Source organism: Desulfonatronum zhilinae (assembly GCF_900182865.1).
Classification (GTDB): Bacteria; Desulfobacterota; Desulfovibrionia; order Desulfovibrionales; family Desulfonatronaceae; genus Desulfonatronum; species Desulfonatronum lacustre.
The window spans coordinates 36,072-51,174 of sequence record NZ_FXUJ01000010.1 but is presented as its reverse complement, the minus strand read 5'-3'; the positions used below and the strand labels follow the sequence as shown (position 1 = coordinate 51,174).

The 15,103-nt window shown below is 55.8% G+C and carries 18 protein-coding genes; 1 reads left to right on the top strand and 17 read right to left on the bottom strand.

Annotation, left to right across the window (positions count from 1 at the left end):
- Nucleotides 1-40: 40 nt before the first annotated feature.
- From AC559A_RS09725 to AC559A_RS09665, 13 genes are all read right to left on the bottom strand, one after another.
- Nucleotides 41-1,405: a phosphatidylserine decarboxylase family protein gene (locus AC559A_RS09725; protein WP_498817766.1), complete on the bottom strand. Its 1,365-nt coding sequence runs from the start codon at nt 1,403-1,405 to the stop codon at nt 41-43.
- Nucleotides 1,406-1,448: 43 nt separating this feature from the next.
- Complete coding sequence (locus AC559A_RS09720) at nt 1,449-1,766, bottom strand: hypothetical protein (protein WP_028571802.1); 318 nt, start codon at nt 1,764-1,766, stop codon at nt 1,449-1,451.
- Nucleotides 1,763-1,981: an addiction module protein gene (locus AC559A_RS09715; RefSeq protein ID WP_169732602.1), complete on the bottom strand. Its 219-nt coding sequence runs from the start codon at nt 1,979-1,981 to the stop codon at nt 1,763-1,765. The genes AC559A_RS09720 and AC559A_RS09715 overlap by 4 nt, the downstream gene beginning before the upstream one ends.
- A 43-nt stretch (nt 1,982-2,024) precedes the next feature.
- Nucleotides 2,025-2,261: a virulence RhuM family protein gene (locus tag AC559A_RS09710; RefSeq protein ID WP_498817765.1), complete on the bottom strand. Its 237-nt coding sequence runs from the start codon at nt 2,259-2,261 to the stop codon at nt 2,025-2,027.
- A 13-nt stretch (nt 2,262-2,274) separates the two neighbouring features.
- On the bottom strand, nt 2,275-2,604 hold the full coding sequence (locus tag AC559A_RS09705; protein WP_498817764.1) for a type II toxin-antitoxin system RelE family toxin: 330 nt from the start codon (nt 2,602-2,604) through the stop codon (nt 2,275-2,277).
- Nucleotides 2,591-2,824 (bottom strand): RH3 domain-containing protein, encoded by a 234-nt coding sequence (locus tag AC559A_RS09700; RefSeq protein ID WP_028571804.1) that lies wholly within the window; start codon nt 2,822-2,824, stop codon nt 2,591-2,593. Before AC559A_RS09700 ends, AC559A_RS09705 begins: the two co-directional genes overlap by 14 nt.
- A gap of 338 nt (nt 2,825-3,162) precedes the next feature.
- Nucleotides 3,163-3,807, bottom strand: a complete 645-nt coding sequence (locus AC559A_RS09695; RefSeq protein ID WP_498817763.1) for a hypothetical protein — start codon at nt 3,805-3,807, stop codon at nt 3,163-3,165.
- Between the two features lie 13 nt (nt 3,808-3,820).
- A complete protein-coding gene (locus AC559A_RS09690; RefSeq protein ID WP_498817762.1) occupies nt 3,821-5,083 on the bottom strand; it encodes an aminotransferase class V-fold PLP-dependent enzyme in 1,263 nt (420 codons plus the stop codon).
- Nucleotides 5,084-5,338: 255 nt separating this feature from the next.
- Nucleotides 5,339-5,779, bottom strand: a complete 441-nt coding sequence (locus AC559A_RS09685) for an Lcl C-terminal domain-containing protein (protein ID WP_498817761.1) — start codon at nt 5,777-5,779, stop codon at nt 5,339-5,341.
- A 240-nt stretch (nt 5,780-6,019) separates the two neighbouring features.
- Nucleotides 6,020-6,361, bottom strand: coding sequence for a hypothetical protein (locus tag AC559A_RS09680; RefSeq protein WP_498817760.1), 342 nt, complete (start codon nt 6,359-6,361; stop codon nt 6,020-6,022).
- Between the two features lie 33 nt (nt 6,362-6,394).
- Nucleotides 6,395-7,057: a GOLPH3/VPS74 family protein gene (locus tag AC559A_RS09675; RefSeq protein ID WP_498817759.1), complete on the bottom strand. Its 663-nt coding sequence runs from the start codon at nt 7,055-7,057 to the stop codon at nt 6,395-6,397.
- A gap of 345 nt (nt 7,058-7,402) precedes the next feature.
- Nucleotides 7,403-9,367 (bottom strand): SpoIIE family protein phosphatase, encoded by a 1,965-nt coding sequence (locus AC559A_RS09670; RefSeq protein ID WP_498817758.1) that lies wholly within the window; start codon nt 9,365-9,367, stop codon nt 7,403-7,405.
- The gene (locus AC559A_RS09665) at nt 9,342-10,448 is read right to left on the bottom strand and encodes an ABC transporter substrate-binding protein (protein ID WP_498817757.1); all 1,107 of its coding nucleotides are present in this window, start codon (nt 10,446-10,448) and stop codon (nt 9,342-9,344) included. The genes AC559A_RS09670 and AC559A_RS09665 overlap by 26 nt, the downstream gene beginning before the upstream one ends.
- A gap of 380 nt (nt 10,449-10,828) precedes the next feature.
- Here AC559A_RS09665 and AC559A_RS09660 point away from each other — a divergent pair, with 380 nt between their 5' ends.
- Nucleotides 10,829-11,152: a hypothetical protein gene (locus tag AC559A_RS09660; protein ID WP_498817756.1), complete on the top strand. Its 324-nt coding sequence runs from the start codon at nt 10,829-10,831 to the stop codon at nt 11,150-11,152.
- Here AC559A_RS09660 and AC559A_RS09655 read toward each other — a convergent pair.
- From AC559A_RS09655 to AC559A_RS09640, 4 genes are all read right to left on the bottom strand, one after another.
- Nucleotides 11,143-12,495 (bottom strand): transposase, encoded by a 1,353-nt coding sequence (locus AC559A_RS09655; protein WP_498817755.1) that lies wholly within the window; start codon nt 12,493-12,495, stop codon nt 11,143-11,145. The two genes, AC559A_RS09660 and AC559A_RS09655, sit on opposite strands and share 10 nt — an antisense overlap.
- A gap of 633 nt (nt 12,496-13,128) precedes the next feature.
- Nucleotides 13,129-13,551 carry a hypothetical protein gene (locus tag AC559A_RS09650; protein ID WP_498817754.1) on the bottom strand — a complete coding sequence of 141 codons (423 nt, stop codon included), beginning with the start codon at nt 13,549-13,551 and terminating at the stop codon, nt 13,129-13,131.
- A gap of 199 nt (nt 13,552-13,750) precedes the next feature.
- Nucleotides 13,751-14,203 (bottom strand): Lcl C-terminal domain-containing protein, encoded by a 453-nt coding sequence (locus AC559A_RS09645; protein WP_498817753.1) that lies wholly within the window; start codon nt 14,201-14,203, stop codon nt 13,751-13,753.
- A gap of 55 nt (nt 14,204-14,258) precedes the next feature.
- Nucleotides 14,259-15,101: an SDR family NAD(P)-dependent oxidoreductase gene (locus tag AC559A_RS09640; RefSeq protein WP_498817752.1), complete on the bottom strand. Its 843-nt coding sequence runs from the start codon at nt 15,099-15,101 to the stop codon at nt 14,259-14,261.
- Nucleotides 15,102-15,103 lie beyond the last annotated feature (2 nt).

Below are 15,103 nucleotides of genomic sequence, written 5' to 3'. Positions count from 1 at the left end.
CAGGCTTTCCAACTGCTCCGGGCTGAAACCGCGCTGACGGTCATTCGCCCTGGTTGTCCGTGACCACGGCAATTCCGGCCCGGAGCGGAATGTTTTCCGAGTGCAGTCCCGGAGTCTGGCCGTGCAGATCGAACTCCAGGTTCACTTCAGGACGAAAGATCAGGCAATGGGTGGAGCCTCCGAAGTGGAACATCCCGAGCTGGTCGCCTTTTTGGACATGCTGGCCTTCGTAGACCGTGATCTCGTTGGATGAGACCTCGGCCATGCCCACGAACAGGACGGCCATCAGGCCGATATCCGGATTGTCCGCTTCGATGAAGATCAGCGCTCTGGCCGCCACCTGGGTGATGTATCCCTGGGATTCATTGGGACCGGCCGGGTCAAAGCCTTCGTCAAGCGCTTCGGCGTAATAGGAACCGTCGATCAGCCTGGTCTTGACGATTCTGCCGCTGACCGGACTGTGCCAGCGGTGATAGCTGAGCGCGCTCAGAAAGGCCTGATAAATGGTCCCGCCCTTGAACTGATCCACCAGGGGATCGCCGTCCATCATGTGGAAGAGCGAGTAAGGCTGGGCCTTGATCCAGAACTGATCGCGCAGTTGGACATCCGTGGCGATCCGGTACGGAGCGGATTCGCAGGCATTGGCGATCACCGCGTCGTTGTCGGGTTCGGCCACGGGGCGGCGGCCGTCGCGGAAGGTCCGGGTAAAGAAGTCATCCCATGATGCGAAGCCGTAATGGGGCTGATCCGGGTCGCAATGGAAATCCTCCACAAAGGTCGGCATGGCTTCCCGGGCGTCCCGGCCGAACCAGCCTTTTTCCGGATGATCGGTGAGTACATGGCGGGAATCCGGGGAGGCCAGGAACACGGCCCACTGATTCAGGATCTTCTTCAATTGGCGATTCACTTTTTCGTTCAGGAAGGCCGAAGTGCCGGCAGGAGTGGCCATGGGCCAGTCCAGGATAGCGTTGATGGGAAAGCCCACCAGCCCGGTTTTGTTGAATTCCGGGGCCTGGGTCAGAATACGATTCATCAGGACCAGCATGTGCCGGTAATCCCTGACCTGCGGCTGGCCCGTGGGGTCATTCAGAAACGGCGGCTTTTGCGGGACCTGCTCGAACATCTGGGTGAAGAGCATGAACAGTTCCGGATCGTTTTCAATGAGTTCCTTGAATTCCTGGATCACGGGCAGCAGGGGCACATCTTCGGGCAAAGCGTCCGTTTCCCGGATCAGATCAGCCCGCCAATCCTCCAGGATTTGCTGATCCGAGGGCAGCCATTGCCCGACATTGTAAGGAAGGGACTTCTCACCCGTCTCGGCCTGGGCAAACGGCAGCCCAAAGCAGAGCTGGAGTGTGGCCACGATGGCCAGGACACTTGCTAAAAAACATTTTGTCCGTTGCATGAGATGCTCCATGTTGAGATGCTACTTGATAACAATCTTGAAGTTATTTCCAGCGTCGCGCTTGCTCTTGTAAAAGGCGGTTTTCAATTTTTTGAGGATGTTGCCTGCAGTCAAGGATCGCGTAAACTGAAGCGACATCTACATCATAAGTGTAGTATATGGCATACGGAAAACGCTTGGCCAATAGCCAATGAAAATGGGCAAACTTTATGGGATGTATCCCGGCATAAAGCATGAGCGAGTCAATATCGGCGTAAATGGAATCAAGAAAATACTGGCCAACGCCCGTGGCTTGCTCTTCATAGAAACGGTAACCCTCAACAAGGTCGAGTTTGGCATTGTCAAAAATGCGAACTCTCACGAAACGCTCTCCCGTATTTCTCTTTTTGCCGTTTCCCAATCTGTAAATCCAACTTCCCCAGTTTCAGCAAGACGTTTTCGCTCATCAAGAATCTGTGCATGCCAAAAAGGCGGTTCATATTCGCCTGACACCTTGGAGATATCCTCCCAGATTTCTTCCATTACCCCAATTTTTTCAGCCAAAGTCATTTTGTGAAGGGGCAAACTGTATGACATCTCCATCCTCCTGTTGCTTTGATGTTTCTGATCCTTCCGTTCACTATCCAATGTTTCTCGGTTCATATCCGATTTGAACCTGTGCAAATTTTGCACAAGTTGCCTCCCGATCAAGTTCGCTTTCCTTGAATATTTTACACAAATGCTTAGTGATAACAGAACGTTCTCGCCCAAAAAGCTTGGCCATCTGCTCTTGAGTCAGCCAAACCGTTTCCCCTTCCAGGGTCACCTGGACAGGCTTGGTGATATCCGGGTCTTCGTAGATGATGATTTCGCTCATGGGTGGGGTGCCTTCAAGGCTTGGCTGGAAGATTTTTGGCTTGGAGTCGGACATCGTTAGTCTGCTGAATTGTGAATCTCCCAGTCGCTTCAGCGATACACATCTTTTCTATGACCAATCGTGACAATCCGTACAGTTCATCATCTTGGATGGAGTAAACAATGCGGTATCTTCCCTGACGCAGGCGGTACCGTTCCTGCCCGGTCAACTTTTCACCGCCTGGCGGGCGAGGATCATTTTCCAGGTCTTTTATCCGGTCAAGGATTTTCCTGACATCCTTTTTTGGAATTCCGGAAAGGTCCTTCTCCACGGATTTCCTGAAAAATATGCTATATCCGGCCATCTTTCCTGAGCCTCTTCACCATTTCATCATAACTGAGAAGGGGCTCATTTACCCGGTTTTCGAATGCCGCAAGATCTTCGGCATCTTCGGCAAGAGCATTTTTTACGGCCGAATTGACAAGATCCGAAACGGATCGAGATGTCTCCAACGCCTTCATTTTAAGAGCCTTATGAACAACCTCGTCCAGATAAATCGTGGCGCGCTTAACAGTTGCTTCCATACTATCGCCTCCATGAGTTTGAAGACATTGTGGTGCTACAGCGTTTAAACGTCAAGACGTTTTTTTTCATCAGTTTTCGCATATCTCACAAGGTGTCCAGCCAGCAACCATATGTATAAAAAGGGGTAATTACTCAGCACAGAGTAATCTGTTGCCGGGGTCGGAATCGGGATCGGGATCGGGATCGAATTAGGATTATTGGCGAACAAACAGTATCTATCCCGATCCCGATCCCGACGCCGACCCCGATAACTGCATTTTCTCAAGCGAAAAACGCATTCCCGAAGTAGAATTGGTATAAGTCGTTTATTTTTTTGGTTTCCCAGCGATGGGCCGACTCACCTTTCCAGTGCGGTCCATTCTTCTCGAATGAAGTCTCTTAACAGGCGGGCTGTGTCGGTGAGCACTTCGAGCCTGGCGAATGGATCTCCGGATACGTTGATATACTGCATGACGAGCGCGTCGGCTCCGGGAAAGGCGTCTGGAGACACTCCCGCGAAAATGTATCCCCTTTCGGCGCAGGCGTCGGCAACTTTGGCGCATTCATATTGTTCAATGTTCAGAAACAAATATATCGTGTCCGCTTTGTCGCGGCAGAGGTTTCGGGTCCAATGGAAAATCCAGTTGGACACGGTGGTTGGATCGTTGCCCAGGTTTTCCACTTCCAGAACGCCGACATTGAGGTCTGGGATGCGGCTGGAATGCAGCAGCGGGCTCCCCTCGGCCAAGGACGGCGGCAGGCGCGGCGGTGCGGCTGCTGCCGGGCATATCGGTATTTCTGCCTGTTGATAGAGTGTCGCGACGATGTCGGCATAGCGCTGGGGCGGATGGATCACGCGTTGACGCGGCGGCGTAAGGGGCAGCCACTGGAGCATCAGGCTCATTTTGCCCTGCTGCGTTCCTCCGATGCTTTTGAGCTCCACGTTCGGCGGACAGAAAGCCAGAAACAGGCACATGTCGAGGAAGCTGTTCGCTTTGGCCAAGCGTTGGGAGGAGTTACTTCCCGAAATCCTTCTTCACGTCCGCGACGAATTTGTCCAGCAGATCCTTGCTCACATGCTGCATGATCAGCACATGGGCCAGCTCGCCCTGCTCCGGATGAACATCCGGGGCCAGGCCGTAGAAGTCCATGATCCCTGGGCTGGGGCGCTGGAAGAACACGGTGTTGGAGTATTCGTTGAGCCAGGACTTGATGCCCAGCTTTTCCAACTCGCCATGCAGATACTCGGCGTTGGCGATGAGCTGGGCCGCCTGGTTCTCGAAGACGTTGGGCTCGGAAAAGGTGATCTTCCACCACAGCTTCAGCGGGGAAATGGCGCTGCGGGAGCAGGTGATGGTGGGCACGGCATCCTTCAGATATTCCACCTGAAAGGGGTTGATGTTGTCGCGCACGTACTGGGTGGAGAGGAACAGGCCCGCGGGCTCGTCCAGACCCCAGAACTTGTGGCCGGAAATGGCGATGGAGTCGAAGCCCATCTTGGCGCTGTTCACCAGGTCGCTGGCCGGGGGCGGCAGAAAGCCCAGGATGCTCCCGAACAGGGCCGCGTCCTGGTGGCGGTACACGGCCGGCGGACCGACCTTTTCCAGGATGGCGTTGATGCCCAGCTGGTTGTCGATGCCGCCCTTGAACGTGGTGCCCATGGCAATGACCACCAGGGCCGGGCGGGTTGGGTCGAGCTGGGCCTCGAAGTCGGCCAGTTCCATCCGGCCCATGGCATCGGCCTTGATCAGGCGCAGCTCCAGGCCCTGCACGTCGGCCAGCTTCTTGATGGAGTAGTGAGCCTCCTCGGAGACGTAGGCGATGGGCGGCAGATCGGACTGGGCCTGCAAGACCTTCTTGCCGAAATACATGCCGTGGTTGTTGCCGTCCGTGCCGCTGGCCGTGACAAAGCCCCAATGGCCCTTGTCGAAACCGAAACGGGGCGCGAAATAGTCCACCACTTCCTGCTCAAATTCATGGGAGTTGAGCAGCAGACCGCTGGTCTTGTACGGGTCGCCCACGTTGTTCATGGCCGCCTGGGAAAGCCCGCTTTCCTGATACCACTTGTAGAACCCATGCAGTTCCGTATCCTGGTTGATGGGGTAGCCGATGAAGTGCGGCCGCTCCGAAAGCATGTACGCGGCATAGGCGTTCAGCCGGTCCATGGCTTTTTGGTGGTCGGTGTTCTGGGCCAGAGCCGGGGAGGACAGAAAAAGGGCGAGGACCAGGATAATCCTGGCCAGGCCGAGAGGATACGACGGGAAAGACGATCTTTTCATGGGAGTTGCTCCTATTTGAGTTGGTGGTTGGTTGGCTGATTCGTCTGTAGATATGCTTCCGCGGAAGCTATTGCGCCGATGAGGCGAAGTCTGGAATGGATTTGGCGAAAGAACTCCAATGCCAGCTGTGCCTTTGCTGTCACCGGCAAAACCGTTTCCGCAGTTGCCATATGAGGGTATGAACAGAATCCACTGCTTACGTGGGGTGTTACCTGACGTATCCTCACGAGTTCAAGCAACCGAATCACCAAATCATTAATAATAACGCACAGCACGGACAAAGAGACGACTCGACATTTTTTCAAGTTTCGCGTCCCCGTTTTTAAGGTCCACGTACCAAGCGAGTTGATCATCGTTCCCAGAACGGCTGTATGACCAATGAAAATAGGGTATCAAGTCCATCATGTTTTTGCATGGTGAGCGAGAAAGGTCCAGCAATTCATCCTTGCTTGGAGGCTGCCAGCCGGAATGACCTCCTAAAGAAAGAGAAACGGAATAGCCAATGGCCGCAGCATAATCCATTTGAACGGCCGGTTCTTTTTGCCACATTTTGCCTGTGTTGTTGTCCGTCACGGTCCCGTCTCCGTTGTCCACGCACTGTTGGGCAAAGGCAGGGCCGGACATGATCAGTCCGGTCAGGCAGAGCATGCATGCCAGCGCCGAAATGGCGAACAGCTTTCTCCACATCTTGTTCATGACGATCCTCCTTGAACGTTGAATGGTGTTGATGTTTCATTCAATTAAGCACAATTCGCGCCAAGCAGGAAATATGCATAATTTCAATTTGTTGCGGAAACCTGCCAGCCGCGCGCGACAGCGTGGTTGGCACCAACCTTTTTGGCACTGCAAACAAGAACGGCGGAAACGGGTGGTGTTACGTTGCTTGTCAGCAACACGGAGATGACGCCGTACTCGATTTTCGTTTATTTCAGGCGACTACGCCTTCCTGGCCCGGCCCAGGGCGTCCGCGGCGATGAGGGCGTGCAGGACGTTTTCAGGACGGATCACGTCGGCTTCGTTGTGGATGCATTCACCAGATGCGCAGGCCTTTTGCGCCACCTGGGTCAATCCGGCCCGATCGACGTTCGCGAGGCCGAGGTCGTCCACGCAGACGAAATCCTGATCGGCACGGACGACGGGCAGATCCGTCTCGGTCAGGTCTTCGGGATTGGAGGCAAAGCCGCCGGTGAGGGCGAAAACGCCCGTGGGGGCGCGACCTTCGGCTTCCCTCTTTTCCGGTTCATCCGCGAAAGCCGCGTCCGGCGGATGTGCCCCCATCCGGCATGCGTTACGTGGCGCGCGTCGTCGCCGTCATTCAACGGTCCCCATAATCCGCACGTTGAAGGAGGTCATGGCCATGAATATTTCCTTGATGGCCTGATCAACCTCCCTGCCGATCAGGTCCAGTTTGGCCAGTTCCGTCAGTCGGGGCATGACTTTGGGCAGTTCCTGTTCCGGAAACAAGGTTTCCGCAAGCCCGCAGGCGCTCACCAGGCCGATGAGCACGGCCTCGCGCGGGCCGGGAATGCCCTCGCTGAGGATCAATTCCCGTAACCTGGCTCGGACTTCCTTGACTTCCCGGTCGTCCATCAATGGGTAGCGGCGCTGGGCAAAGACCCAGAGGATCTTGCGATCCTCGACTTTCAAAACGCCCTTGTCCACCAGTCCCTGGAGCACGCGTTCCTGAAGCCTGTCGGTCCGCAAGGCGATTTCGTTCAGCCAGAAAGTCGCGTTCCGACTGGTTTGCCCCGCTTGCAGCCTCTGCAATATTTCATCCAGGAGCGGTTCACCCGTGGGATCTGTATTGACCACCATGAGGGCGTGCAGGTCCGTGTCGATGCGGTTGGCCGTGGCCAACTCCATGAGCAGGGCTCCGGCCAGGGCCGTGCGCAAGGCCTGTTCCGGCATGGGGCGGAAGGCGCCTTTTTTGTCGTCCAGGGTCAGCAGCAGGATTTCCTCGGCGAAATGAAGCATGGTCTTGGTCCTTTCCTTGATGATGGTTGATGCCAACGCAGGGTGAAGCCGGGTGGGAATCGGGGCACGGATGATCAACAAGAGGGAGATCAAGTCGAGAATATGCGAGCCCCGGCCATTCCTTGTCGTAATATCTGAAGCCGTGCTTTTCCATGAGGGTCTTCAGCAGCAGGTTGTTTGAGGATTGCTCCTCATGTAACGGCCCCAAGAAGTACCTCACTGGCTGACGCGGACGGGCCACACGCGGTTGGTATGTAATTCCATCAGGCCTGAACGGACCTTGCTGTTGGGTCATGGAAATCTTTGGTTCCTCGTTGTTTCGCGTGACAAAATTGCCCTGGCCCGTCAGGAAGCTTGGCCGGACGTGCCCCGGTACAGGACCGCCAGCAGGGTGATGTCGTCGGATTGCGGGGCGGTGCCGGAGAAGGCGCGGACGGTTTCCAGGAGCTCGCCCACCAGTTTCTTGGGAGGCTTCCCGCTTCTGGCACTGGTTTCCTGGAGCAGGCGTTCGTCGGAGTAGAGTTCCTGATCAGGATTAAAAGCCTCGGTCACTCCGTCGGTGTAGGCCAGCAGAGCATCGCCTGGCTTGAGCCTGATTTCCCATGTCTGAAACGGCATGTCCTCCATGCCGCCCAGAACCAGCCCCGGAGGCAGGTCCAGCCACTGGGCCGCCTGGCCGGCGGCCAGCAGGATCGGCCGGTTATGCCCGGCGTTGGAGAAGCGCAGCAGGCCGGTGCGCAGATTCAGGACTCCGCAGAACAGGGTCACGAACATGCCCGCCTCGTTGCCCAGGCACAGCTCGTTGTTCACCCGGGCCAGCACTTTGGAAGGATCAGGCTCCTGCTCCGCGATGCCTTTCATCAGGGTTTTGGTCACGGCCATGAACAGAGCCGCGGGCACGCCCTTGTCCGAGACGTCGCCCACGGAAAAAAACAGATGATCCTCGTCCAGGAGGAAAAAGTCATACAGGTCCCCGCCCACGTGCTTGGCCGAATCCAGGACCGCGTAGAGGTCCATCTCGTGGCGGTCCGGGAACGGCGGAAACTGCTTGGGCAGGAAGTTCATCTGGATGTTGCGGGCGATTTTCAGCTCGCTCTCGATGCGTTCCTGGGCCTTGGTGGTTTCGGTCAGGTTGGTGATGTACTCCTTGAGCGCCACGCGCATGGCGTCCACGGAGCCGGAAAGCTGGCCCACCTCGTCATTGACCCGGGCCTTGGGCAGGGCCACGTCCAGATTGCCCTTGGCGATTTCCGTGGTCGCCCCGACCAGGGTGCGCAGCGGCTTGGTGATGCTCCGGGAAATGGCCGCCACCACCAGCAGGAGGATGGAAAAACCCGCCGCGCCGATGAGCAGCACGACATGGCTCAGGGAAAGGATGTCCGCGTACAGCTCGTCCCTGGGGATCATCACCCCCACGGACCAGCCGCTGGACGGCACAGGCGCGTAGTACAGCAGCGAGACCCGGCCCGTGTGCACACTGGTGAAATCGGCAAACCCCTCTTGGCCCCGGATCATCTCCCGACCGATCCGGCGCAGCTCGGGCAGGTTCATTTCCTCGGCCACGCTGAACACGCTCTGGCGCATGATCCGGTGTTGGTCCGGATGGGCCACGAACTGGCCGTTGCGGCTGATCAGGAAGGCATACCCGGATTCGTACAGGGAGACGGCGGAAATCAGGTCCACCAGGGCTTCCAGAGAAACATCCGCGGTGACCACGCCGCGAAATTGGCGCCCTGCTTCGGTATTCCGGTAAAATGGAGCCGAGAACGTGGACATCACGACGTTGCCGCCTCCCTCGTCGAAATAGGGTTCGCTCCAGAGAGCACGTCCGAGATGTCGAGGAATGCTGTACCAGTCCCAGTAAAAATATTGATAGCCCTCGCCACCCAGACTGGTCAGGACCAGCTCGCCGGACACATCCCGATACACATACGGGGCGAAATAGCGCTCGTCCGGGTCCATGGCATGGGGCTCGAACGCCGCCGTGGTTCCGAAGATATCCGGATTGGCCTCCATGGCGTCCCGGAGCATGGCCAGCAGCTCGATTTCCGTGGGGTGCCCGTATTCCAGGTGCAGGGCCAGGAAGCGGGGTATGCGCTCCACCCCGCTGAGCGTGGTTTCCAGTTGATGCACCAGGGAGCGGGTCAGATTGGCGGCGTTTTCCTGAACGTTCTTCAGCACAAGTTGCTTGGAATAATGGTAGTTGTAGCCAAAGGCGATCAGGAAGATCAGGGTCGTGCTGGTCAGGACGAACAGGGCCAGGCGAAAGGACAGGCGCTGCTTTCTACTCGGCGGAGAAACGCGGGTCATAAAAACTCCTGAAGGGCGCTGTGTGCGTGATTACCCCGGTCTCGAACAGCTCGGCCGCCACCAGCTCGTAATCCTGCTCTTCCAGGCGACCGAGGGGGATGTTTTCGCCCTCGGGCAGGATGATGTCCCGCATCCGGGCCAGCATCCAGCGTTGATGCACCCGGTTGGTGGGCAGATTGGCCTCCTCGACGCGGAGCATGACCGCGTCCAGGGCCTCTTCCGGATGGTCGAAGGCGTACAGCCAGCCTTCAAGGGAGGCCTGAACGAAATCCCGGACCAGGTCCGGATCATCACGCGCCAGGCTCTCCAGGCAGTACAGTCCGTCTTCAGGAAAATTGGCCCCGTAGTCGGCCAAAAAGAACACGCTCAGCTCGTTCTCGTTGATTCCGGCATGGATAAGGGTGTTGTATTCGTTGTACCACATGGCCGAGGCCGCATCCACGCCGCCCAGCAGGAACAGGTCCAGGGTGTAGCCCTGGGGGATGATGGTCACGTTCATGTCGTAGCGCCGGAAAAAAGCCAGGGGCTGGGCCTGGAACGCCGGCCAGACCGAGACGCGCTTGCCGTCCAGATCAATGGGCGAAAGGATCCCGCTGCTTTTCTTGGCCACCAGCATCAGGGCGGAACGCTGGACGATCTGCCCGACGTTGACCACCGGAACGCCCCGTGAACGCAATTCCACCCCCCCGGACAGGAACATGGAGGCGAACTCGGCCCGCCCCTGGGCCAGGGCCAGCCCGGCGGGGCTGTCCGGACCGCCGCGCAACAGTTCCACATCCAGTCCATGGCGAGCGTAAAAGCCCTTGTCCTTGGCCACGTAATACCCGGCAAACTGGGCCTGGGGCGACCAGTGGGGGATGAACCGGACAAGGCGCGAAGCGGTCTCTTCGGCCTTTGCCGCTCCCGGCATGACTATGCAGCACAGGCAGCACAGCAATACCGCGAGAGTCCGGAAAGGCGCCGAGGAGAGGATCGAGAAGATCGGGGCGCGGGGAGAAAAAAAGAGCGAGGAACATCGCCCGGCAACAACGCGTCGATTCTGGGCGCCGGGCTGGATCATGGAGCATGAAGAAAGGTTCATGAGGTGTTTCCCGTTGGGTTTCAGGCGCATCAATCCGTCGGCATCCAGATATCTTCCACCGTGTACACCACGTTTTTGACGCTGATCACGGACATGGCCTTGGCCGCGGCATTGACGAACGTCGTGTCCCGGATGCTCAGTGCGCCAACCGCATTGTCCTCGATGGCTAGAAATCACTCTCGATAGTGGCAATTGGACGGATGGTTGCCGTTTCTGACATTTTGCCACATCCACATGCACCCGGATTTGCATGTTTCCTTCTCTTTAGGGACATCGTACCACCCATCACAAGCGGTCAGGCACATGTGATAGGCGTCCCATAACGAGTATTCGCACGGCGGCACCGTTGTCTGGGCATGGGATTCGCGGGGCTGAAGGACTTGGAAAAGGGCCTGCAAGGCGGAATCCGACATGACCAGTCCGGACAGGCAGAGCATCAAGGCCAGGGCCGCTGTTGTGAAAAGCTTTCTCCACATTTTCCTCATGATTTTTTCTCCTTGGTTGAAAAACGCCTGCTTTGGACTTTTGCGGGGACATCATCATTGATGATGAATACCTCCGACCCGCTCAACAGTATTTTTTCAGCAGGTGGCTGTCTGACGTTCACCAACAACAATTCTCCCCAAAGCCGCCGCTCCCACCTGCCCACAATCAGGGCGAGTTATCAGTCCGTTGAGAAAAGAACATTTTGGTTTCAGGTGTAATTGGCTGTGTAAAAAGCCAAAACAACAACTTCATGCTCTCTGGTCAATAAAAAGAACGCCAAAACACAAAATGAACCACTGTTCATCATTATCATGGCTGCCCCGAGCCCATCCGCGGTCCCTTTCGGGGTGCCGTATCCGATCAGTTTGCGCATGAGTAGGCCAAGGTTGAATCCGGTAACATGAATCAGGTAGCGCTTTTGGATATTTTCAAGGCCGCGAAGCCAGACGCGTCGCATACCTCCTCGGTCCAGGGTATGCGCAAAGCTTCGCTCCACAAGTTCCGTGCGCAACTTGCCGACCCATTTGCCAGCCCCCGACGAGACGCGAGCACGGTTGTTGTATACCGCTCGCCTGGCTTCATGGTCGCCCTTCCAGTTCAGCAGCCCTTTGGGCTTGGGTTCAGCTATCCGCGTTTTCCATGGCCCACCCTCCAACTCTTTGAGAACCTCTCGGGAGTGATACCCTTTGTCCGCACAAAGCTCCGCGGGATCGTCCGGACAGGGTGGAGTCGGCGTCGTTTTCTCGAGATTCTCAGCGGTTGTCGTCAGGGTTTTCTTCAGGGTTGTCGTGTCGCCTTGATCAGCTGGATAAATTTCCACACCCACAATGGCTCCGGTGTCCAAGTCAACGGCATGCTCCGGCTTGTATCCCATATGAGTGCGGCCATCTTTCATCCTGGCGATCTTGGAGTCCGGATCAATCGGCGACTCCCAGTCCTTGTTGGAAAGCTTCTTGTCTTTCCTGTTCTTGTCCATGCGAACAAGATCTTCCGCCTTGGGCGTCTCAATGCCGCTCTCCTTGGCCATCCTGGTCAACATCTGCCGATAATTCTCTCCAGTGTCGCGCCGAACAATCGTCCTCAAGGCGGCATTTGCCTCCATGGTCGATGCATCCACTCCAATCCTGCCGCCCAAAACCAAACCCGCATCAGCAATCTTTTGCAGAACCCAAGTGAAAACTTCAGAGTGGACCTCAAGCGGAAGTCGACTCCGAATCCGGCTCAAAGAAAAATGATCCGGCACGGACTCGGAGGTTTTGAGTTGCAGAAATTCGCGCAAAGACAAAGAGTCCGCGCAACGCCATTCAAGTCCCCGCTCGCTGTCAATGCCCTCGAAATACCCAACCAGGTGCATCCGGAAATACCGTCCGGGAGGAATGAAAGGTCGACCTTTGTGGGATGCGTAATGGGGCTTGCAAAGATTTTCGACAAACCGATCAAAACCGGACTTGTGAAGAACAGACTGAAGACGGTCGAAAAAAGCATGCCCCCTGGACTTCGGTATCTGGTTCCACGCTATGAACATGTCTGCCTGTCGAGCCTTTTGTCGCCCCAATCCCATGACAATCTCCCCTGGCTGCGATGAAAAAATAAACCACAAGCAAGATATGTCATTTATATCAATTAATCTAAGATATTGCAACCGTTCTTGCCCTATCAAAGGCTTGTTTGTTGGGCGACTTTTTCAACGCGCAGTTATACGGTGAACGCCGCATAACTATCTAGTTTTCAACCGGAAACTCTTTTGTTTCCCCCTTTTAAACCATGCTGTCAGGACAGGGGGGCAGCAGTTCAGCGACACAGAATCCGTTTCGCGTTGTATTGTCGTATCGTCGTGGTACCCTCGACCAGCTCCACGTCAGATCCGATACACGCCAGGTCCCCTAAATTGTTTATAAAGGATCTGACGCATTGACCAACATTACTTCCGGCTTCCTTTGTAAAATCGCCGTCAAAGTTTCTGTACGTACGTCCATCATAAACAGTTCTGAATATGGACGCATATATGGCAGATGCCTTCCATCGTGCTGCCTCTTCCTCACTGATTTGGATGGGATTCCGGCCGTCCCCCAGGATGCAGACCTCAAAGGCGATCCTTTCACCTAAAGGGTCAGCATGGGCGGAAAGGACGGGCATGAACAGAAAAAACGTTATCATCAGCGCGAAGCAAAGCCTTGTTTTCATCAGTCACCTCTCACATTTTGCAGAAGCTGTATTGATTGTCCTTGATGGGAAGAGCAACTATCCCCACTTTCCAGCAAATATACCACGATGTATTTCCAGGCATAGGGGTGAAATTGGAAATTCCGTCCGTGTCACCCCCCTGGATCGTAACCGGCCTGATTTGCAGCCATCCTCTTTGACGAGTATTTTCCACATATATTCTTCCAGTCAGACCGGAAGGAACATAGTGCATGAAGTCCAGGGATAAGGTTTCTTTGGGATTCAAACCAATGGTCATGGCCAGTTCACTGTGGTCCGTGCCGGGCGCCACGCCATACCCATCGACAAATACGCGATGATCCGTCTGATTGATGATCTTTGCCTCAAATGCTGATGCATGGGAAGTGCCCAGAAAAAGTATCATCATTAAAAAAATCAAAGCGTTGTTTCTCATCTCTACCTCCATTTTCGTTGAGTGACAGGAAACCGAATACATTCTGTTGCCGATTCTTTCCGTCGCATCCAATCTCTTACCTCTGCCAACCACCAGGGCATGGGGCTAAATCGCAAATATGGGCCTCGGAGGCTGCGCCTTGGACAGCCTCATCCCGCCAAAGAGCCCAGTATTCCGAACAACCAAGCTCCAAATCACCTCACTGTCCGGCGCGGACGGGCCACACGTGGGCGGTGTCGGCCTTACCGGTGGCGTTGTCCCAGCCGCTGTACATGGACACGCGCCACACGCCGTCCGTGTAGCGCGGGTAGGTCGTACTGGACCAGTACCAGGACGACTGGACCCCGGTAAAGGGATGTCCGCCTTGAATTGCATGGTGTAAAGCCACAAGCTCATCCCTGCTCGGCAGCCGCCATCCGCCAATTCCGGAGATACTGAAAGAGCTGCACCTGGACATTGCGTCATCCCAATTCAATCTGCCGAACGGGTTGGCATCCTTGGTCCACATCAGATTGGTCACCGTGTCCGTCACCGTCCCGTTCCCATTGTCCACGAATCTCTCGGCCTGAGCTTCGCCGGACATGGCCAGCCCGGTCAGGCAGAGCATGAAGGTCAGGGCCGCTGTTGTGAAAATCTTTCTCCACATTTTCATGACGTTCCTCCTTGGTTGAAAGAAGTTTGCTTGGACTACAATATCTCGTACATCATCACTGATGCATTGCCGCCAACTTGCGAATATTTGCCAGATTCATCTCCTTGACGGTCTGCAAGAAGGCTTCAACACCATCGGCATTGCCCGCGCAAATGTTTTTATACAGCTCACGCGCATCGTCATTGACGGGTATAACCTCCTGCCCGTTTTGGATGCCGTCGAGAATCTCGTCTCCGGACTGATCTATGTCAATAACATTGGGAGGCTGGGGCTGGTCGAAATTCAGTGAATAATCCAGGCCCCGGTAAAAGATGTTCGTTGCGACCGCTCCGGGGCAGATGACCGAGACCTTGATATTTTTTTCCTCGAGTTCATATCTGAGGCACCGGGCAAAACCGTAAACAGCGTATTTACTGGCGACGTAGACCGTCTGATAGGGGAGCGGAGATATGCCCGCAACCGATGAAGTGATCAGAATGTGACCGCTTTTCTGTTTCAGAAGATGAGGAAGCATGGCGTGGACGCAGTTGACGACTCCGAACACGTTCACGTCGAAAATGGTGTTCCAGTCCTCGCGTTGCGTGACGTCGGCGTAGGGGAGGGCGTAACCCACGCCGGCATTGCAGAACAGATAATCCACCGGGCCGCGGGCGGCCACATAGTCCATATAGTCGGTCACGGCCTTTTCTTCACGGACATCGAGTACCTGGGCATGCACTTTGTCCCCATACTGCCGCAGCGACACGGCGGCCTCGGCGATATGTGCCGCGGTTCGGCTTGACAGAAACACCTCGGCCCCGCTCTCCAGGAGTTTCCTGGCCAGACCCAGTCCGATTCCCGTGGATGCGCCGGTGATGACGGCGACCTTGCCCTGAAAAAAACGCTTTCTTTCTTCCATAT